Below are 19,090 nucleotides of genomic sequence, written 5' to 3'. Positions count from 1 at the left end.
GAAGCCGCGTCAGGACGCCATGCACGGGAGATCTGACGCCCCGATCTGCGACCCAGCCTTCCTCGCCGACGGCGGCGCGATGGCCGTGCTCCTGCGCGCGCACGACTGGGACAGCACGCCCCTCGGCGCGCTGTTCGCCTGGCCCGAATCGCTGACGACCCTCGTCGGGGTCATGTTCGGCGCGAACCGGCCGACGTTCATCCTCTGGGGCCCCGAGCGGCGGCTCCTGTACAACGATCTCTACGCGGAGATCCTCGGCGACCGGCATCCCGCGGCCCTCGGCCGGGACTGTCTCGCGGTCTGGGGCGGGGTCGGTGCCGGTCTCGCGTCCCTCGTGGACAGGGCCTATGCCGGCCGGCCGGTCCACACGGCGGAGGGTGAGCCCCTCCTCCACGGCGACGGCGATGCCGACGCGGCGCGCTTCGCGCTCTCCCTGGTGCCGGTCCGAGACACGGCGGGGCGCGTCACCGGCCTCGTCGGGACCTGCACGGCGATCGCCGGCCAGGTGGCCGCCGCCAGCCGTCCGCGCGAGACGGAGGCGTCGCGCCGGGACAACGAGGAGCGGCAATCCTTCCTGCTCGATCTCAGCGACACGCTCCGTCCGCTGACCGCGTCGGCAGAGATCGTCGCGGTGGCCTCGCGGCGCCTCGGCGAGCGCGTCGGCGCGAGCCGCGTCTTCTACGCCGAGATCGCCGGCAGCCTGATGAAGGTCGAGCGGGAATACGTCCGGGGCGTCGGCTCGATCGTCGGGGAGCATTCCCTGGCGGCGTTCGGCCCCGACCTCCTGGCCGCCTACCGCGACGGGACGGTGGTCGCGGTCGAGGACGTGGCCGCCGATCCCCGCTTCAGCGAGGCGGCGCGCGCCGGCCTCGGATCCCGCGAGGTCGCGGCCTTCGTCGACGTCGTGCTGTTCCGCGGCGCGGAGTGGGTGAGCCTGCTGGCGGTGCAGAGCGCGGTGCCGCGCGCCTGGACCACCGCCGAGGGGAACCTGATCCGCGACGTCGGCGAGCGCGTGAAGGCGGCGATCGAGCGCGCCCGCGCGGAGGCGGCCCTGCGCAAGAGCGAGGAGCACCTGGCGGCGATCTTCGCCGGCGCCTCGGTCGGCCTGTCCGAGGTGGATGCCGCGGGGCGCTTCCTGCGGGTCAACACCGAGCTGTGCCGGATCCTCGGGCGCCCGGCCGAGGCGCTGCTGCGGCTCGGCGTCGCCGACGTGACCGATCCCGCGGACCGGGCGCCGAGCGCGGCCGCGCTGGCGCGGGCCCTCGAGACGGACCGCGATGTCACCCTCGACAAGCGCTATCTCCGCCCGGACGGCAGCGCGATCTGGGCCAGCAGCAGCATCCGGCGCCTCGACGACGCGGACGGCAGGCTCAAGAGCCTGCTGATCGTCACGGCCGATCTCAGCCGGCGCAAGGAGGCCGAGACGCGGCTGGCCGAGAGCGAGCGCCGCCTCCAGGACCTGAACGAGACGCTGGAGCTGCAGGTCTCCGAGCGCACCGCGGAGCGCAATCTCTTCGCCACGATCGTCGAGAGAACCGACATCATGGTGATGGCGGCCGATCTCGACTACAACATCCTGGCGATCAACAAGGCGAATGCGGACGAGTTCGCGCGCATCTACGGCGTGAGGCCGAAGGTGGGCGACAACATGCTCGACCTGCTGGCCGACCAGCCCGAGCATCAGGCGCAGGTGCGGGCGGGGTGGGGGCGCGGGCTCGCCGGCGAGGAGATCACCCTGGTCGAGGAGTTCGGCGACGCGGAGCGGGCGCGCCCCTACTACGAGATCAGCTTCCGCACCCTGCGCGACGCGCGGGGCGAGCGCACGGGCTGCTACCAGTTCGTCATGGACGTCACCGAGCGGCTGCGCGGCCAGGCCGAGCTGGCCCAGGCGCAGGAGGCGCTGCGCCAGTCGCAGAAGCTGGAGGCGGTGGGCCAGCTCACCGGCGGCGTCGCGCACGACTTCAACAACCTGCTGACCATCATCCGCTCGTCCGTCGACTTCCTGCGCCGGCCCGATTTGCCGGAGGTCCGCAAGCGCCGCTACCTCGACGCGGTCTCCGAGACCGTGGAGCGGGCCGCGAAGCTCACCGGCCAGCTGCTGGCCTTCGCCCGCCGGCAGGCCCTCAAGCCCGAGGTGTTCGAGGTCGGCCAGAGGGTGCGGGCGATCGCCGACATGCTCGACACCCTGACGGGCGCTCGGGTGCAGGTCGTGACCGAGGTGCCGGAGGCGACCTGCCTGGTCCGGGCGGATGTGAGCCAGTTCGAGACCGCGCTCGTCAACATGGCGGTCAACGCCCGCGACGCCATGGACGGAGAAGGCACGCTGACCCTGCGCGTGACCTGCGGCGCGGCCCTGCCGGCCATCCGCGGCCATGCCGGGTCCCGGAAGCCCTTCGCGGCGGTGTCGCTGATCGACACCGGCACCGGCATCCCGCCCGAGCAGATCGGCCGGATCTTCGAGCCGTTCTTCACCACCAAGGAGGTGGGCAAGGGGACCGGCCTCGGCCTGTCCCAGGTGTTCGGCTTCGCCAAGCAGTCGGGCGGCGACGTCGACGTGCGCAGCACCCTCGCTGCGGGCACCGCGTTCACCCTCTACCTGCCGGAGGTGGCGTCCGAGGAGCGGCCGGCCGGTGACCGCCTGCAAGATGCCGACCTCGCGCCGCTCGGGAGCGGGCAGCGTGTCCTGGTCGTGGAGGACAATGTCGGCGTCGGGCAGTTCGCGACGCAGATCTTGGAGGATCTGGGCTACCGGCCGACCTGGGCGGCCAACGCCGAGGAGGCGTTGGAGGAGCTCGGCCGGGCGGGGAATCGATACGACCTGGTCTTCTCGGACGTGGTGATGCCGGGCATGGGCGGCGTCGCGCTTGCGCAGGAGCTCCGGCGGCGCGCGCCGCAGGTACCCGTGGTGCTGACATCGGGCTACAGCCACGTTCTCGCGCAGTCGGACGCCCACGACTTCACGCTGCTGCACAAGCCGTACTCGGCCGAGCAGCTCGGCCGCATCCTGCATCGGGCCCTGGGCCCGCGCCGGAAGGCCGGCGCGCGCGCCGATCCGTCCTGAGCCCGGGCTCCCGCGTCGGGATCCCGGACCTCCGGGCCGGGGCCTGCGCGGTTCGCCGCCGCCCTCAGCCAGCTCTCAGCTCGCCCTCAGCCCGCCTTGGCCCACGCCACCGCGTCGGCGCCGGCCGGCAGACGCATGGGGCACGACGGGTCGGTCACCGCGCGCCACACCGCCTCCGCCACGTCCGAGGACCGGGTCAGGTCCCCGTCCGCCTGCTGGATGCCGGCGAAGACCTTCGCGGCCACCGCCGCGTAGGCTTCGGGGATGTTCATGCCCATGCGGGCGCGCGCGTTGGCGCCGAACGCGGTCTCCGGGGCCCGTCCGGGAATGACCAGCCGGGCGCGGATGCCGAACGGTTCGAGTTCCAGCGCCAGGGACTCGGTGAAGGCGTTCACCGCCGCCTTGCTCGCCGTGTAGACGGACAGCAGGTGCAGCGGGCGCTGCGTCACGCTCGACGTCACGTCGACGACGACGCCCGCGCGGCGCGCCCGGAACTGCGGCACCACGGCCCGGGTCATCGCGATGGTGCCGAGGGTGTTGGTCTCGAACACCTCCCGCGCGGCGTCCATCGAGACGCCCTCCAGCGCGTTCAGGAGCCCGACGCCGGCGTTGTTGACCAGCGCGTCGACCGGTCCGGCCGCCGCGACCGCGCGGTCGATGCTGTCGTGGTCGGTCACGTCGAGCGGCAGGATGCTCAGACGATCGGAGGGCTCCAGCAGGTCGCTCCGCGGCCCGCGCATCGTGGCGACCACGCGCCAGCCCCGTTCGAGGAAGGTGCGGGCCGTCTCCAGGCCGAAGCCGGACGAGCAGCCGGTGATCAGGATCGTGTTCATGGGAACTCCCGTGCAGAAGCGGCAACGGGGTGATAGGGAGCGCGGGCCGGACCTGATACGTGCGCAAGTCCGTTTCGCATTGGCGAGCGTCCGAGAATGCCCGATCCGCTCACCCAGGTGGTCGGCCTCCTCCGGCCGAGCGCCCCGCTGTCCAAGCTCGTCACCGGCTCCGGTCACTGGGCGGTGCGGCGCACGGATTCCGGGCTTCCGTTCTACGCCGCCGTGCTCGAGGGCGGGTGCCGCCTCGCGATCGACGGCGAGGCCGGGATCGTGCTCGGAGAGGGCGACTTCGTCCTCATCCCCGCGGCCCACGCGTTCACCACCACCAGCCTCGAGCCGCCGCCCCCGCGGCGCGCAGCGCAGCATCCCGTCGCGGTGAGCCCCGGCGTGTTCCGGCTCGGCGACGCCGAGGGGCCGCCGAATGTCCGGATGCTCGTGGGCCACTGCGTCTTCGCGTCGAGCGACGCGGATCTGCTCGTCTCGCTGCTGCCCCGGTATGTCCATGTGCGCGGCGCCGCCCGGCTGACCACTCTGCTCGGCCTCGTGAACGAGGAGACCCGCGCCGACCGGCCGGGCCGCGACGTGGTCCTGGCGCGCCTGCTGGAGGTCGTGCTGATCGAGGCGCTGCGCGCCACCGCCGGGCCGGCGGCGCCCTCGGGACTGCTGCGCGGGCTCGCCGACGACCGGCTCGCCGCCGCCCTGCGGCGGATGCACGACCGTCCGACGGCGAGCTGGACGGTGGCCGCGCTCGCGCGCGAGGCGGGCCTCTCCCGGTCCACGTTCTTCGAGCGGTTCCGCCGCGCGGTCGGGGTCGCCCCGATGGAGTACCTGCTGGCGTGGCGGATGGCGCTGGCGAAGGATCTGCTGCGCCGCGAGGCGGTCGGGATGGCCGAGGTAGCCGCTCGGGTGGGCTACAGCTCGGCGAGCACCTTCAGCGTCGCCTTCGCCCGGCACGTCGGCCGGCCGCCGATCCGGTACGCCCGCGAGCGGCCAGTGCCGTGATCCGGGCCGGCTGGCCGTGCCCCGGACGAGCCCAGGCCGTGCCCCCGACACGGCGAGGCGGCTTCCTTCCGGTCCGGCATTGGCATCGACGCGGCCAGCCGGCCCTTCGCCCCGAGGCCGGGTTCGGGTACGAGACCGAAATCGCGCTCGACCCCGTCACCCGCCGCGGCGCGACCGACGCGCCACGGCCCCTCGCGCAGGAGAACGTCCTGATCACCGATCCGCAGGCCCTCCGCGCGCAGGCCGGTGCCCGTGCGAGCCGCCGCCAGGACCGCGCCGCTCGATGGTCGCCGGCATTCCGCGCGATCGCCGGCGGTGTCCGAGCCGACATCGGCGCTCCCCCGCGGGGCACCCTCGGCACGGTGGCGCGCTCCTGATGGTCGCATCGTCCTGGGCGCCCGCCGCCGCGCCCGGCGGTCCGGCGGCATCGCGGCGCGTCGGCTCCATCGACGCCCTGCGCGGGCTGGTGATGCTGCTGATGCTCGTCGACCACGTGCGGGAGTTCTTCTACCTTCACGCGCAGGTCCGCGACCCGATGGACCTCGCCGCGACGCCGCCCGACCTGGTCCTGACACGGGCTGCCTCGCACCTCTGCGCGCCGGTCTTCGTCCTGCTCACCGGCCTCTCGGCGTGCCTCTACGGGCAGAGGCACGGCGCGCGGGCGACCGCCGCCTTCCTGCTCAAGCGCGGTCTGCTGCTGATCCTGCTGGAAGTGACGCTCGTCAACTTCGCCTGGGCCGGCAGCGTCCGGCCGCCGATCCTGTACCTGCAGGTGATCTGGGTGATCGGTCTCTGCATGGTGGCGCTGGCCGGCCTGCTCTGGCTGCCGCGGGCCGCCCTCATGGCCGGGGCCCTGGCGCTCATGCTCGGCCACAACCTGCTGGACGGGGTCGCGATCCGGGCGGACGAGCCCGGCTACGTGCTCTGGTCGATCCTGCACCAGCGCGGGATGATCGCGCTGCCCTGGGGCGGGCTGGCGCGGACCTCGTACCCGCTCCTGCCCTGGATCGGCGTGATCGCGGCCGGCTACGCCCTGGGGCCGCTCTTCGCCGGCGGTGTCGACGCCGCGCGCCGACGCGCGGGGCTCCTCGGGCTGGGGGCGGCCGCCCTGGTCGGCTTCCTCGTCCTGCGCGGGCTCAACGGCTACGGCGAGCCGGTGCCGTGGCAGGCGGGGGCCACGCCGCTCGCCACGGTGCTGTCCTTCGTCAACCTGACCAAGTACCCGCCCTCGGCCGACTTCCTGCTGCTGACCCTCGGCCTCGGTCTCGGCCTGCTGGCGCTGTTCGAGGTGATGCCGCAGCGGCTCCTCGGCGGCCTGCGCGTCTTCGGCGGCGCGCCGCTGTTCTTCTACCTGCTCCACCTCGCGCTGCTGCGCGTCCTCTACGACGGCGCGGTGGCGCTGGGCCTCGCCGGGGCGTCGGGACGGGTGGAGGCCGGCTCGCCCCTCGCGCTCTGGCTCGTCGCGGCCGCCGTGAGCGTTCCCCTCTGGCTGGCGTGCCGCGCCATGGTGCGCCTGAAGCGGGCCTCGACATCGCCGGTCCTGAGCTACCTCTGACGGCGGCCCCCCGGCCGCCGACATCCGCCGCTGCCCCGTGTGGGAGCGGCCACGACCGGGCCGCCCCCGCGGTCCCGCGTCACGACAGGTCCGCCCCGTCGCGGTCGTGCTGATGGCGCAGCTCGGGGGTCCCCTTCACCGGCCCGACGGTGACCTCCGCGTCGCTCCGGCTCTCCGCGCGCGCCGTGTCGATGAAGACGCGCGCCTCGCCTTCGCGCACGCCGAGACTGCGCAGCGCGTAGAAGGACATGCCGAGGGCCAGCTCCCGCTCGCCCATCAGCACGAGGCCGACGCCGTCCTCCTCGAGATGCCGACGTTCCGCCTCGCTGTGCGTGCGGACCACGGTGTCGATCCCCGGGTTGGCGGCGCGCGCGGCCTCGACGAGGCGACGGGCCTGATGCGCGTCGGGCGTGGCGACGACGAGCAGGCGCGCGGTGCCGATACCGGCCGCCTCGAGGATGCCGGGCGCGGTCGCGTCGCCGAACACGGCCTGCGTGCCGGCCGCGCGCAGGGCCAGCACGCGGCGGCGGTCGCGCTCCACCACCACGTAGGGCAGGTCCCAGGTCTCCAGCGTCGCGCCGATGCTGCTGCCGACGCGCCCGAAGCCGATGATCACGACGTGGTCCCGTCGCGGCGGCTCCCCGCCCGAGATGGCGACGTCGGCCGCGCCCTTGCGCGCGAAGCGGGCGGCAAGGTCCGGCCGGTCGGCGAAGACCTGCTCGATCCGCGCTGCCAGGGCGAAGAAGAGCGGGTTCAGCGTGATCGACAGCAGGGCTCCGCCCAGGATCAGGTTGCGGCCTTCCTCGGGCAGCAGCTTCAGCGACAGGCCGAGCGATACCAAGATGAAGGAGAACTCGCCGATCTGGGCGAGGCTCGCGGCGATCGTCAGGGCCGTGCCGAGCGGGTGGCGGAAGGCCAGCACGATGGCGACGGCCGCGAGGGACTTGCCGACCATGATGACGCCGAGCACCGCCAGGACCGAGAGCGGCGCGCGCAGGAGGATCCCCGGATCGAACAGCATCCCGACCGACACGAAGAACAGGACCGCGAAGGCGTCCTGCAGCGGCAGCGAATCGGCGGCCGCCTGATGGCTGAGATCGGACTCGGCGAGCACCATCCCGGCGAAGAAGGCCCCGAGGGCGAAGGAGACCCCGAACAGCTCCGCCGAGCCGAAGGCGATGCCCAGGGCCAGGGCCAGGACCGCGAGGGTGAACAGCTCCCGCGAGCCGGTGCGCGCCGCCTGGTCGAGCAGCCAGGGCACGAAGCGGCGTCCGCCCACCAGCATCAGCCCCGCGAAGACCGCGACCTTGGCGAGCGTCAGAACGACGGTGAGCGCGAGGCTCTGCGCGTACTCCGGTCCGACGAGCTGGGCGACGAGGTCCGTGAGGGCGTGGGCCGTGCCGTGCCCGAGGCCCCGGGCCTCGCCCCCGAGCGAGGGCGCGAGGGCGGGCAGGACCACGAGGGTCAGCACCATCGCCAGATCCTCAACGATGAGCCAGCCCACCGCGATGCGGCCGTTGTCCGTGTCGAGGAGGCCGCGCTCCTCCAGCGCGCGGAGCAGGACCACCGTGCTCGCGACGGAGAGGGCGAGGCCGAAGACCAGGCCCTGCCCGAGGGTCCAGCCCCAGGCGAAGGCGAGGCCGATCCCCATGGCGGTCGCCGCCGCGATCTGCACCACCGCTCCGGGCAGGGCGATGGCGCGCACGGCCATCAGGTCCTTGAACGAGAAGTGCAGCCCGACCCCGAACATCAGCAGGATGACGCCGATCTCGGCGAGCTGGCCCGTGAGGTTGCTGTCGCCCACGAAGCCCGGCGTGTAGGGGCCGACGAGGACGCCCGCGACCAGGTACCCGACCAGCGGCGGCAGCCTGAGGCGCTGCGCGACCATCCCGCAGATGAAGGCGAGGGTCAGCCCGAGGGCGATGATGGCGATCAGTTCGGTCGCGTGCGGCACAGGGTCTTCACCTCCGGGGGTCGATGCGGATCGGGCGGAGCGAGCCTTTCCGAATGGCGGCCGCGTTTCAACGCTCTTCCGACCGAACGCCTGTGCGAACCGCCGTCGGCGATCGCCGCGTGCCCCTCGGGCGCCGCGAAACCGCCTCCCGCCGAGCCGCGATGGTCTTCCGGAGTGCTATCCCGCGCCAGGGCGGCGGGCGCCGCCCGCGTCCTCGCGTCCCGATCGCCCATCGTGCAGGAATCCGGCGCGCGGTCGAGGGCCGAGGCGGGTCGGGGCGGGACGAACGGCCGGGACCTGGAACCCGCGGCCTCGCCGCTGCCGGAACCGGGCGCCTCGTTGGGACCCGCGCCGCGGGAGCGGTGCCGCCCGCGCGACGTGCGGCAGCCTGACCGGGATGCGCGACACCGTCACGCGGCCCGGAAGCGGGCGCGCGTCCGGCCGCAACAGGGTCGGGTATTACTCTAGCTGTCCGTGAGGATCGACGTGAGATCCGTGAACCCCTGGGCCTCGCTCGTGAGCAGGGCCACGAGCAGCAAGCACAGGCCGCCCAAGAGTGCGACCCCGGCTGTGGCTCCCACCAGATCCGACGTCCGAATGGTCGGCTCAGCTTGACGGCTGAACAGCAAAGCTCGCCCCTTGCGAGTGTTCGGATACGTACGGCTCACGCGATGCCCCCAGAGATCGAGGCCCCTTGTATTAACGTTCACATGATCGGCTCTTCATCCGCGCGCGAACCGCGAGCATTGTAAATCGCGTGCGCTGGCGCACGTCAAAGATCTAGGAAGAGGATGATTTGACCTTCCCTCGATTGTCCGGGCCTTGGTCGCGGGCGGCCGCTGCTCTTCGGGGACAGCTTCGGCCACCGGGTGCCGTTCATGCTGACGATCCTGTTCGCTGAGACATTCCGGGAGGTGCACGTCGTCTGGCCGACCTCGATCGATGACAGGCTGGTCGATCGCGTGAAGCCCGACCCCATGCTGACCGAGATGGACGAGCGGCTTCTCCATCTGACCGTCGACGGCGGCTTCGCTGTCGCGGTGCACGCGCGCGGGAGGTTCGGCGCCGAGCTATCAGGGGTGTCGCGGCGCGGGTCGCCGCGCATGCCGCGGCCGTGACAGCGGGACGGCGCCGGTCGCGCGAAGCTTCGCCGCATGGGCAAGGTGCGGGGCTAACGCGGCCCGCTGCCTTCGACCGTCGTCGGTGAGCCGAGCCAGCCCTTCGCCGCCGCCGCCGCGCGCAGGATTGCCTTGGCCGGCTCGTACTTGAGATGAAGCCGCTCGCGGGTCTCCGGGGGCAGGAGCGCCAGACGCCCGGGATCCGAATTGTCCTCGAGGTCGGCGAGCTTGACGAGGGTCGCCCGGAGGGTGCCCACTTTCGCGATGTTGTTGATCCAGGCCGCGTAGGTGACGCGACCTCCGGGCTTCGTGAGCATGGCGACCGAGGTCAGCACGTTGTCGCTGAATCGCTCCTTGGCCAAGTCGCCGAACCCGTAGCGGGTGTCCTCGACCACATCGTGCAGCCACGCGGCCTGCAGCGCCTCGTCCCGCTCCAGGTCGGACCAGAACGGGCACCCTTCCGACAGCCCGAGCACGCCGGCAGCCACGCGCGCAAGATGCTCGATATACGGCCTGCCGGCCTTGTCGACCTGGCCGTCGTGGGCGACGGTGGCCACCGTCCGCGCATCGGCCGCGGTCCGGCGGAGGGGAGGCAGGATCACGCGGTCATCCCTTCACCGGATACGCCAGCAGGGTCGCTGTCCCGGCCATGTACCGCTCTCAGCCCGACACGAACAGCATCATCATCCGCGCCGCCGCCGCGATCTGCTCGACGGTGGCCTCCGGCATGTCGGCAACCGCCTTCTCGACGATGCTCCGGGCGATGCCGTCGTACAGGCCGATGCCCAGCGCGAACGTGCTGAGACGAACCAGCACGCTGTCGGCGATCGTCTTCCGCTTCGGATCGGGCACGTCGCTCATGTCGTCCTCGGGAAACTCATGTTGATCGCGCTCTCGGCCACATGCGGCGCAGCGCCGGCGCGGAGGCTCGTCGCCTGAGAGCGCATTTCGATGGCCTCGGCCACGTCGACGTGGTGGCCTGTCGGGATCGTGAAGGGCTCAGCCGTCGCGGTCTCGCTCTCCACAGCGGTCGTCTCGGCCTCACGGTGCGGAGCACCGGCGCCGGACGGCCCGCGGGCCGTTCGGGACCGTGCGGATTTTCGTGCCGCGGGGCGACACCGCGCGTTCCGGCGGACCCGCTCAGTCCCGGCCCCGAAGGTGATGTTTTCCTTGGGAAATTTGGCTGGGGCGCCAGGATTCGAACCTGGGAATGGCGGTACCAAAAACCGCTGCCTTACCACTTGGCGACGCCCCAAGGTGAGCGGAGGCTGTCTAGACGCCGCGCCCGCCCCTGGCAAGCGGCGGATCGCGGCCTCCCGGCCCCCGCAAGCCGCCGCTCAGCGGCGCTCGGGCGTGCCGTCGATCCGGCGGGGCAGGCCCTGCGGGTTGGCGGCCTGGAGCGCCGCCGGCAGCAGGGCGTCGGGGACGTCTTGGTAGCTCACCGGCCGCAGGAACCGGTCGATCGCGAGGCTGCCCACCGAGGTCGTGCGCCCGTCAGAGGTCGCCGGGTAAGGCCCACCATGCACCATGGCGTGCGCCACCTCGACGCCGGTCCCGAACCCGTCCACCAGGATCCGGCCGACGCGGCGCTCCAGAAGCGGCAGCAGGTCCCGGGCGGCCGCGTGATCCTCCGGCGCGAGGTGCAGCGAGGCCGTGAGCTGACCCTCCAGACGCTCCAGGACCGCCCGCATCGCGGCGAAGTCCGCGCAGCGCACCACGAGCCCCGAGGCGCCGAACATCTCCTCCTGCAGCTCGGGATCCGCCAGGAACACGTCCGAGTCCGCGGCGAACAGGGTCGCCCGGCCCTGGGTCGCCCCGCCCTCCGTGCCCTCGGCGATGCGGGTGACGGCGGCGTGGCCGGCCACCCGCGCTACGGCCTCGCGGTACGCGCGCTGGATGCCGAGCGTCAGCATGGTCGCGGCCGGGCTCTCGCGCAGGGCCGCGCCGGCTGCCTCGAGGAAGGCGTCGAGACCCAGACCCGGCAGCGCCAGGATCAGGCCGGGATTGGTGCAGAACTGCCCGGCGCCGAGCGTCAGCGAGGCCGCGAAGGCCTTGCCGATCGCGGCACCCCGCGCGGCGAGCGCGCCGGGGAACAGCAGCACCGGGTTGATGCTGCTCATCTCGGCGTAGACCGGGATCGGCGACGGGCGCCCGGCCGCGATCGCCATCAGGGCGGTGCCGCCCCGGCGCGAGCCCGTGAAGCCGACGGCCGCGATCCGGGGATCGGCCACCAGCCCCTGTCCGATCGACTGGCCGGCATCGAACAGCAGCGAGAAGGTCCCCTCCGGCAGGCCGCAGGACGCAACCGCCTTCTGGACGGCGCGGCCGACCAGTTCCGAGGTGCCGGGATGGGCGGGATGCGCCTTGACCACCACCGGGCAGCCCGCCGCCAGGGCCGAGGCGGTGTCGCCCCCCGCCACCGAGAAGGCCAGCGGGAAGTTCGAGGCGCCGAACACCGCCACCGGGCCGACGGCGATCCGGCGCAGGCGCAGGTCCGGACGGGGCAGCGGCTTGCGGTCCGGAAGGGCCGGGTCGATCCGCGCCTCGACGTAGCTGCCCTCGCGGACGACGCCGGCGAACAGGCGCAGCTGGCCGACCGTCCGGGCGCGCTCGCCCTCGATGCGCGGCCGGGGCAGCCCCGTCTCGGCCATGCAGCGGGTGACGAGGTCATCCCCGATCTCCAGGATGTTCGCGGCGATCGCTTCCAGGAAGCCGGCCCGCGCCTCCGGGTCGGTCTCGCGGAAGGTGTCGAAGGCGGCCTCGGCGAGCGCGCAGGCCCGGTCGAGGTCGCTCCGGCTCGCGCCCGGGAAGTCCGGCTCCAGGGCCTGTCCGGTGGCCGCCTCGACGGCCCGGAAGGCCGCCTCGGTGCCGCGCCGCGCCTCGGCGCCGATCAGGTTCTCGCCGCGCAGGGTCATGAGCTGCTCCTCTCGGTGGGGGTGCGGGCGGGCCGCACCGGGACGGCGCGCGTGCGGGCGGTCAGCCCCGCTGCGCCGCCAGGGCTTTCTCGCGGATGGCCGCGAGGGTCATGGTCGGGGTGAGCGCCTCGGGATCGACGAGGCAGTGGATCATGGCCGGCAGCCCGGAGGCGAGGCCGCGCTCGAAGGCGGGGGCGAACTCCTCGGTGCGCTCCACCCGTTCGCCGTGGCCGCCGAAGGCGCGGGCCAGCGCCGCGAAGTCGGGGTTGCGCAGCTCGGTCGCCGAGACGCGGCCGGGATACTCGCGCTCCTGGTGCATCCGGATCGTGCCGTACATGCCGTTGTCGAGTACCACCACCACGACGGCGATCCCGTACTGAACCGCGGTCGCGAATTCCTGCACGGTCATCATCACGTCGCCGTCGCCGGCCAGCGCCACGACGATCCGTTCCGGGCGGCTGCGCTTCGCCATCACGGCGGCGGGCAGGCCGTAGCCCATCGAGCCGGAGGTCGGTGCGAGCTGCGTGCCGAAGGCGCGGAACCGGTAATAGCGGTGGACCCAGGTGGCGAAGTTGCCGGCGCCGTTGCAGATCACCGCGTCCGGCGGCAGCCGCTCGCGCAGCCACGCGATCGCCGCACCGTACTGGAACGCGCCGGGCTTCGGCTCCGGCGTCTCGGACCACGCCCGGTAGGCGGCGTGGGCCTCGGCGGCGCGGCCGGTCCCGGTGGCCTCGAAGTCCGGCAGGGCCGCGCAGAAGGTCTCGGGCGCCGCCTCGATCGCCAGCGCCGGCTGGTAGACCCGGCCGAGCTCCGCCGCGTCGGCGTGGACGTGAACCAGCGGCAGGCCGGGATCGGGGATGCCGAGCAGCCCGTAGGACTGCGCCGGCATCTCGGAGAGCCGTCCGCCCACCATCAGCAGCAGGTCGGCCTCCCGGATCCGGGCGAGCAGCGCCGGGTTCGGCCCGATGCCGAGCTCGCCGGCGAAGTTCGGGTGGTCGGCCGGGAAGAGCTGCGCCCGCCGGAACGAGACCGCCACCGGCAGGTCGTGGCGCTCGGCCCAGGCGGCCAGGGCGGCGACGGTGCCTTCCGTCCAGCGGGAGCCGCCGAGCAGCACCACTGGCCGCCGCGCCTCCGCCAGCATGGCCCGCAGGCGCGCGACGTCGTCCCCCGACGGGGCCGGCGCGGCCGGGACGACGCGCGGCGCGTCCGGCACGGCCGCGACGTCGTCGAGCATGTCCTCCGGCAGGGCGACCACGACGGGGCCCGGGCGGCCCTGCAGCGCGACCCGGAAGGCCCGGGCGAGGATCTCCGGGATGCGCGCCGCGTCGTCGATCTCCACCGCCCACTTGGCGACGCCGCCGAACATCTGCCGGTAATCCACCTCCTGGAAGGCCTCGCGGTCGCGCATCCGCCGGGCGATCTGGCCGACGAACAGGATCATCGGCGTCGAATCCTGGCGGGCGATGTGCACGCCGGCGGAGGCGTTGGTGGCGCCGGGGCCCCGGGTCACGAAGCAGATGCCCGGGCGTCCGGTGAGCTTGCCGGCGGCCTCGGCCATGATCGCCGCGCCGCCCTCCTGCCGGCAGACGAGCACGTCGATGCCGCTGTCGCGCAGGGCATCGAGCACCGCGAGATAGCTCTCGCCGGGGACGCAGGTCACGCGCGCGACGCCCTGCGCGCGGAGCTGGTCGACGAGCACCTGCGCGCCGGTGCGTGGGGGCAATCCGCTCAAGCCGTTCCTCCCTGGCGCTCGGGCCGCGTCCGGGGCATGGCGCCGGGATCGGCCGTGGATCCGCCCGCCGCTGAGATGCGTCTGATATCCCAGTCTCAGGATAGGGGCGGGTTCTGGGCGGTCAACCTGTCAGACCAGGGGGCGCCGGTCGAGGGCCCGGCGGGTCATCCGGTCGAGAAAGTCGAATAGCGTCCCGATCCCGGCAAGGGCCGCCTCCGCGTCGCGCGCCGCGATGCCCGACACGATCGCCGCGTGGATCGCCGCGCAGTCCGGGAAGCTCGCGGTCGGCTCGTAGGTGTACCAGAACCGTCGCGACTGCGCGTGCAGCGCCGCCATGGTGCCGGCGAGCGTCGGGTTATAGGCGGCGCCGACCAGCCCCTCGTGCAGGGCGCGCTTGTGCCGGAAATACGCTTCCCGGTCGCGGGCCTCCGCGGTGCGGCGCAGCCCGCCGACGCGGTCCAGCAGCCGCGCCATGTCGTCCTCGGTGCCCCGCGCGATGGCGCAGCGGGCCACGGTCTCGTCGAGGGGCCGCCGCACCTCCAGCAGCTCGAGGTGCCTGATGATGTCGACCTGGGTGACGAGGACGCCGCGGCGCGGGTGGACCTCCACGAACCCGATCGTCTTCAGCCGTGCCAGGGCCTCGCGGACCGGGGTCCGGCCGAGGCCCAGCTCCGCGCCGAGTTCGCCCTCCGAGACCATCGCGCCCGGCGCGAGGCGGCGGCTGATGATCATCTGCTCGATGGCGTCGTAGGCGGTCTCGGCGAGCGAGCGCGGCCTGCGCGCCTCCGCCGCCGAGGCGCTGCCGCCCGCAAAGTCCAATTCGGCCAAGGGCTTCCCCGTCGATCTCCGCCCGTGTCTGTCGCGACCCGCGCCGGTTGACAATGGCGCGGCGCCCCGTGTTACTCAAGAGCTGGGATATCAGTCCGCGCCCAGCGCGGACGGGAGCCAAGGCCGGCGCAAGCGACGCGTGATTGTCACCGTCCGCGGGTGCCGAGACCGAGGCCCGGGGAGGAGAAGCGGATGTCCGGGTTGTCCCCTGAGACGCGCGCCAAGCTGAAGACCGTCAGCACGGCCACGCTGATGACCGCCCTCTACAAGCGCGGCTTCCGCAACCAGATGATCCAGGGCGTGCTGCCCCTGAAGGCCGGCGGCCCGACGATGGTCGGCGAGGCCTACACCCTGCGCTACATCCCGGCCCGGGAGGATCTGAACCCGATCACGGTGTTCCGCGACCGCGCGCACCCGCAGCGCAAGGCCGTGGAGGAGTGCCCGCCCGGCGCCGTGATGGTGATCGACAGCCGGAAGGACGCCCGGGCCGCCTCCGCGGGCTCGATCCTGGCGACCCGGCTGATGGTGCGCGGCTGCGCCGGGCTCGTCACCGACGGCGGCTTCCGCGATGCCGACGAGATCGCCCGGCTCGAGATGCCGAGCTACCACGCGCGCCCGTCGGCGCCGACGAACCTCACGGTCCACCAGGCGATCGACATCAACGTGCCGATCGGCTGCGGCGACGCGCCCGTCTTCCCCGGCGACGTGATCGTCGGCGACGGCGACGGGGTGGCGGTGATCCCGGCCCACCTCGCGGACGCGGTCGCCGACGAGGCCGTGGAGATGACCGCCTACGAGGACTTCGTCACCGAGGAGGTACGCAAGGGCCGCACAATCCTCGGCCTCTACCCTGCCACCGACGAGCAGAGCCTCGCCGATTTCGCCGCCTGGCGGACGCGGACCGGCCGCTGAGCGTGCCGCACCGGCCCGCTCCGGCCCGGACCGCGATCGGCAAAGGGCCGGGACGCGTCGGATTCGGCTCGGGGGGACGCCATGGCGGCGGGGTTGCGCGGGGGCGATGCGGCGCCGGAGATCGAGCGGCGGACGGTCGCCAAGGTGTCGCGGCGTCTGCTGCCGCTGATCGTCCTCATCTACTTCGTCGCCTACATGGACCGGACCAACGTCGGCTTCGCGGCGTTCGGGCTGAGCCGGGAGTTCGGGTTCTCCGCCACGGTCTACGGCTGGGCGGCCGGCATCTTCTTCCTCGGCTACGTCATCTTCGAAGTGCCGAGCAACGTCCTCCTGGAGCGCGCCGGGGCGCGGCTCTGGATCGCCCGGATCATGGTCACCTGGGGGCTGGTGGCGGGCAGCATGGTGCTCATCACCGGCCCGGCGAGCTTCCTCGCCCTGCGCTTCCTGCTGGGCGTGGCCGAGGCCGGCTTCTTCCCCGGCGTGATCCTCTACTTCACTTACTGGTTCCCGAAGCGGTACCGGGCGCGCGTGGTCGCCGCGCTGTTCCTCGCGGTCCCGGGCTCGAACGCCCTCACGGCGGTGATCTCTGGGGCGCTGCTCCAGCTCGACGGGGCGCTCGGCCTGCACGGCTGGCAGTGGCTGTTCCTCCTCGAGGCGGCGCCCTCGATCCTGCTAGCCTTCGCGGTCCTGGCGCTGATGACCGACCGGCCCGAACAGGCCGCGTGGCTCACGTCCGAGGAGCGATTGTGGCTCGGGACCGCGATCGCGGCGGAGCGGGACGGCACGGTCCGGGCCCACGGGCCCTTCACCCTGGGGCAGGTCCTGACCGACCGGCGCGTGCTCGCGCTGGGCGCGATGTACTTCAGCATCGGTACCGCCACCTACGGCATCACCTTCTTCCTGCCGCCGATCCTGAAGAGCCTGCACCTCACCGACTGGGAGACGGGGGTCGCGACGGCGGTGCCCTACGGCGTCGGGACCCTGGGCATGATCGCCTGGAGCTGGTCGTCGGACCGGCGCGACGAGCGCCGCTGGCACTTCGCGATCGCCGCGCTGGTCGCCGCCCTCGGCCTCGTCGTCTCCGGCCCCATGCTCGGCAGCCTCTGGGCGCTCGCGGCGATGTCGGTGGCCACGATCGGGCTCTACGGGAGCAAGCCCGCCTTCTGGGCGATGCCGGGGGAGTTGCTGGCCGGGCCCGCGGCCGCCGGGGGGATCGCGCTGATCAACGCGATCGGCAATCTCGGCGGCTTCGTCGGCCCCTACGTCCTGGGCTGGCTGAAGGATTATACCGGGACCTACGAGGCCGGCCTCTATTTCCTGGCGGCTTGCGCGCTCGCCGCCGCGGCAATCACGCTCGTCGCGGGCCGCCCGGCCAGGTCGAACGCGTGAGACCGGAGACAGAGCGATGACCGCGCGCAAGAAGACCCTGGAGGATCTGCGTAGCCAGCGCTGGTTCGGCGCCACCGACCTGCGCAGCTTCGGCCACCGCTCGCGCATGCTGCAGATGGGCTACGAGCGGGCGGATTTCACCGGCAAGCCGATCGTCGGCATCATCAACACCTGGAGCGACATCAACCCCTGCCACCAGCATTTCCGCGAGCGCGTCGAGCACGTGAAGCGCGGCGTCTGGCAGGCGGGCGGCTTCCCGATCGAGCTGCCGGCGCTGTCGCTGTCGGAGAACTTCGTCAAGCCGACCACGATGCTCTACCGCAACCTCCTGGCCATGGAGGTAGAAGAACTGCTGCGCCAGCACCCCGTGGACGGCGCGGTGCTGATGGGCGGCTGCGACAAGACCACACCCGGCACGGTGATGGGCGGGATCTCCATGAACCTGCCGATGGTGTTCCTGCCGGCGGGACCGATGATGCGCGGCCATTTCGGCGGGACGATCCTGGGCTCGGGCTCGGATGTCTGGAAGTACTGGGCCGAGAAGGAGGCCGGGAACATCACCACGCAGGAATGGAACGACATGGAGGCGGGCATCGCCCGCTCCGCCGGAACCTGCATGACCATGGGCACGGCCTCCACCATGACGGCGATCACCGAGGCCCTGGGTTTATCGCTGCCCGGTTCGGCCTCGATCCCGGCGGCCGACGCCGACCATCCGCGCATGGCCGGCGCCTGCGGCCGGCGCATCGTCGAGATGATCTGGGAAGACCTGAAGCCGTCCGACATCCTCGACCGCCGCTCGGTCGACAACGCGCTGGTGGTCCACAACGCGCTCGCCGGCTCCACCAACGCGATGATCCACCTCGTGGCCATGGCCGGTCGGGCCGGTATCCCGGTCAAGCTCACCGAGTTCGACGACTTCGCCCAGAAGGTGCCGGTCATCGCCAACCTCCGGCCCTCGGGGCAGTGGCTCATGGAGGATTTCCACATCGCGGGCGGCATCCGCGCCCTGATGGCGCGCCTGTCCCCCCTCCTCCACCTCGACGCCCGCTCGGTCACCGGCGGCACGATCGGCGACGGGCTGGCCGGCATGCGGGTGTTCAACGACGACGTGATCCGGCCGCTCGACCGGCCGATCGTCGCCATGGGCGGGACCGCGATCCTGTACGGCAACCTCGCTCCCGACGGCTGCGTGATCAAGCCGCCGGCCGCCGACCCGCGGCTGCTGCAGCACACCGGTCCCGCGCTGGTCTTCGACAGCTACGACGCGATGAGCGCGGCGGTGAACGACCTCGACCTCGACGTCACGCCCGACCACGTGATGATCCTGCGCAATGCCGGCCCGATCGGCGGCCCCGGCATGCCGGAATGGGGCATGCTGCCGATCCCCAAGGTGCTGCTCCGGCAGGGCGTGCGCGACATGGTCCGCATCTCGGACGCGCGGATGAGCGGCACGAGCTACGGCGCCTGCATCCTGCACGTGGCGCCGGAATCGGCCACGGGCGGTCCGCTCGCGGCCGTGCGCGACGGCGACCTCATCACCGTGGACGTGCCCGGGCGGCAGATCCACCTGCACCTCGACGACGCCGAGATTGCGGCGCGGGTGAAGGCGTTCCGGCCGCCGGACCGGGCCTATCCGCGGGGCTACAACCGGCTGTTCGCCCAGCACGTGCGGCAGGCCAACGAGGGCTGCGACTTCGACTTTCTGGAGGGCGCCGGGGGGATCCCGGAACCCGAGATTCACTGACCGGCCCGAGCCGCCGGCAACAGGCGGCGGGCCCCATCACAGGG

At 72.8% G+C, this 19,090-nt stretch carries 15 protein-coding genes and 1 tRNA gene; 7 read left to right on the top strand and 9 right to left on the bottom strand.

Annotated features, from left to right (window positions below):
* Nucleotides 1-19: 19 nt before the first annotated feature.
* Nucleotides 20-3,061, top strand: coding sequence for a PAS domain-containing protein (locus ACX9MN_RS14660; protein WP_489724784.1), 3,042 nt, complete (start codon nucleotides 20-22; stop codon nucleotides 3,059-3,061).
* Between the two features lie 86 nt (nucleotides 3,062-3,147).
* Here ACX9MN_RS14660 and ACX9MN_RS14655 read toward each other — a convergent pair whose 3' ends face one another.
* Nucleotides 3,148-3,894, bottom strand: coding sequence for an SDR family oxidoreductase (locus tag ACX9MN_RS14655; protein ID WP_489724783.1), 747 nt, complete (start codon nucleotides 3,892-3,894; stop codon nucleotides 3,148-3,150).
* 96 nt (nucleotides 3,895-3,990) lie between these two features.
* On the opposite strand from ACX9MN_RS14655, the gene ACX9MN_RS14650 reads away from it, so the two are divergent.
* Both ACX9MN_RS14650 and ACX9MN_RS14645 read left to right on the top strand, forming a co-directional pair.
* A complete protein-coding gene (locus ACX9MN_RS14650) occupies nucleotides 3,991-4,896 on the top strand; it encodes an AraC family transcriptional regulator (RefSeq protein ID WP_489724782.1) in 906 nt (301 codons plus the stop codon).
* 376 nt (nucleotides 4,897-5,272) lie between these two features.
* Nucleotides 5,273-6,451, top strand: a complete 1,179-nt coding sequence (locus ACX9MN_RS14645) for an acetyltransferase domain-containing protein (protein ID WP_020092183.1) — start codon at nucleotides 5,273-5,275, stop codon at nucleotides 6,449-6,451.
* Between the two features lie 79 nt (nucleotides 6,452-6,530).
* On the opposite strand, the gene ACX9MN_RS14640 is transcribed toward ACX9MN_RS14645, so the two are convergent.
* The gene (locus ACX9MN_RS14640; RefSeq protein ID WP_056532444.1) at nucleotides 6,531-8,405 is read right to left on the bottom strand and encodes a cation:proton antiporter domain-containing protein; all 1,875 of its coding nucleotides are present in this window, start codon (nucleotides 8,403-8,405) and stop codon (nucleotides 6,531-6,533) included.
* A gap of 878 nt (nucleotides 8,406-9,283) precedes the next feature.
* Between ACX9MN_RS14640 and ACX9MN_RS14635 the strand changes: the two genes are divergently transcribed.
* The gene (locus ACX9MN_RS14635; protein WP_489724781.1) at nucleotides 9,284-9,523 is read left to right on the top strand and encodes a hypothetical protein; all 240 of its coding nucleotides are present in this window, start codon (nucleotides 9,284-9,286) and stop codon (nucleotides 9,521-9,523) included.
* 53 nt (nucleotides 9,524-9,576) lie between these two features.
* On the opposite strand, the gene ACX9MN_RS14630 is transcribed toward ACX9MN_RS14635, so the two are convergent.
* The 7 genes from ACX9MN_RS14630 to ACX9MN_RS14600 all read right to left on the bottom strand — a co-directional run bounded on the left by ACX9MN_RS14630 (nucleotide 9,577) and on the right by ACX9MN_RS14600 (nucleotide 14,998).
* On the bottom strand, nucleotides 9,577-10,125 hold the full coding sequence (locus tag ACX9MN_RS14630) for a metal-dependent phosphohydrolase (RefSeq protein WP_489724780.1): 549 nt from the start codon (nucleotides 10,123-10,125) through the stop codon (nucleotides 9,577-9,579).
* Nucleotides 10,126-10,183: 58 nt separating this feature from the next.
* Nucleotides 10,184-10,384: a hypothetical protein gene (locus tag ACX9MN_RS14625; RefSeq protein WP_056532440.1), complete on the bottom strand. Its 201-nt coding sequence runs from the start codon at nucleotides 10,382-10,384 to the stop codon at nucleotides 10,184-10,186.
* Nucleotides 10,381-10,548 carry a hypothetical protein gene (locus ACX9MN_RS14620; RefSeq protein WP_489724779.1) on the bottom strand — a complete coding sequence of 56 codons (168 nt, stop codon included), beginning with the start codon at nucleotides 10,546-10,548 and terminating at the stop codon, nucleotides 10,381-10,383. Before ACX9MN_RS14620 ends, ACX9MN_RS14625 begins: the two co-directional genes overlap by 4 nt.
* Before the next feature lie 155 nt (nucleotides 10,549-10,703).
* Nucleotides 10,704-10,778: transfer RNA gene (locus ACX9MN_RS14615), tRNA-Gln, on the bottom strand.
* Nucleotides 10,779-10,860: 82 nt separating this feature from the next.
* Nucleotides 10,861-12,438 (bottom strand): aldehyde dehydrogenase (NADP(+)), encoded by a 1,578-nt coding sequence (locus ACX9MN_RS14610; protein ID WP_489724778.1) that lies wholly within the window; start codon nucleotides 12,436-12,438, stop codon nucleotides 10,861-10,863.
* A 61-nt stretch (nucleotides 12,439-12,499) separates the two neighbouring features.
* Entirely contained in the window at nucleotides 12,500-14,170 is a 1,671-nt protein-coding gene (locus ACX9MN_RS14605) for a thiamine pyrophosphate-binding protein (RefSeq protein ID WP_489724777.1), read from the bottom strand.
* Between the two features lie 129 nt (nucleotides 14,171-14,299).
* A complete protein-coding gene (locus ACX9MN_RS14600) occupies nucleotides 14,300-14,998 on the bottom strand; it encodes a GntR family transcriptional regulator (protein ID WP_026605279.1) in 699 nt (232 codons plus the stop codon).
* Nucleotides 14,999-15,190: 192 nt separating this feature from the next.
* On the opposite strand from ACX9MN_RS14600, the gene ACX9MN_RS14595 reads away from it, so the two are divergent.
* The 3 genes from ACX9MN_RS14595 to araD all read left to right on the top strand — a co-directional run bounded on the left by ACX9MN_RS14595 (nucleotide 15,191) and on the right by araD (nucleotide 19,046).
* Nucleotides 15,191-15,910: a ribonuclease activity regulator RraA gene (locus ACX9MN_RS14595; RefSeq protein WP_012319094.1), complete on the top strand. Its 720-nt coding sequence runs from the start codon at nucleotides 15,191-15,193 to the stop codon at nucleotides 15,908-15,910.
* A gap of 81 nt (nucleotides 15,911-15,991) precedes the next feature.
* Nucleotides 15,992-17,299, top strand: a complete 1,308-nt coding sequence (locus tag ACX9MN_RS14590; RefSeq protein ID WP_489724776.1) for an MFS transporter — start codon at nucleotides 15,992-15,994, stop codon at nucleotides 17,297-17,299.
* Nucleotides 17,300-17,315: 16 nt separating this feature from the next.
* Nucleotides 17,316-19,046, top strand: a complete 1,731-nt coding sequence (gene araD, locus ACX9MN_RS14585; protein WP_489724775.1) for an L-arabinonate dehydratase — start codon at nucleotides 17,316-17,318, stop codon at nucleotides 19,044-19,046.
* The last annotated feature ends 44 nt before the right edge of the window (nucleotides 19,047-19,090 follow it).

This window comes from Methylobacterium sp. 1A, assembly GCF_058072805.1.
This window is presented reverse-complemented; position numbering and strand designations above follow the sequence as displayed.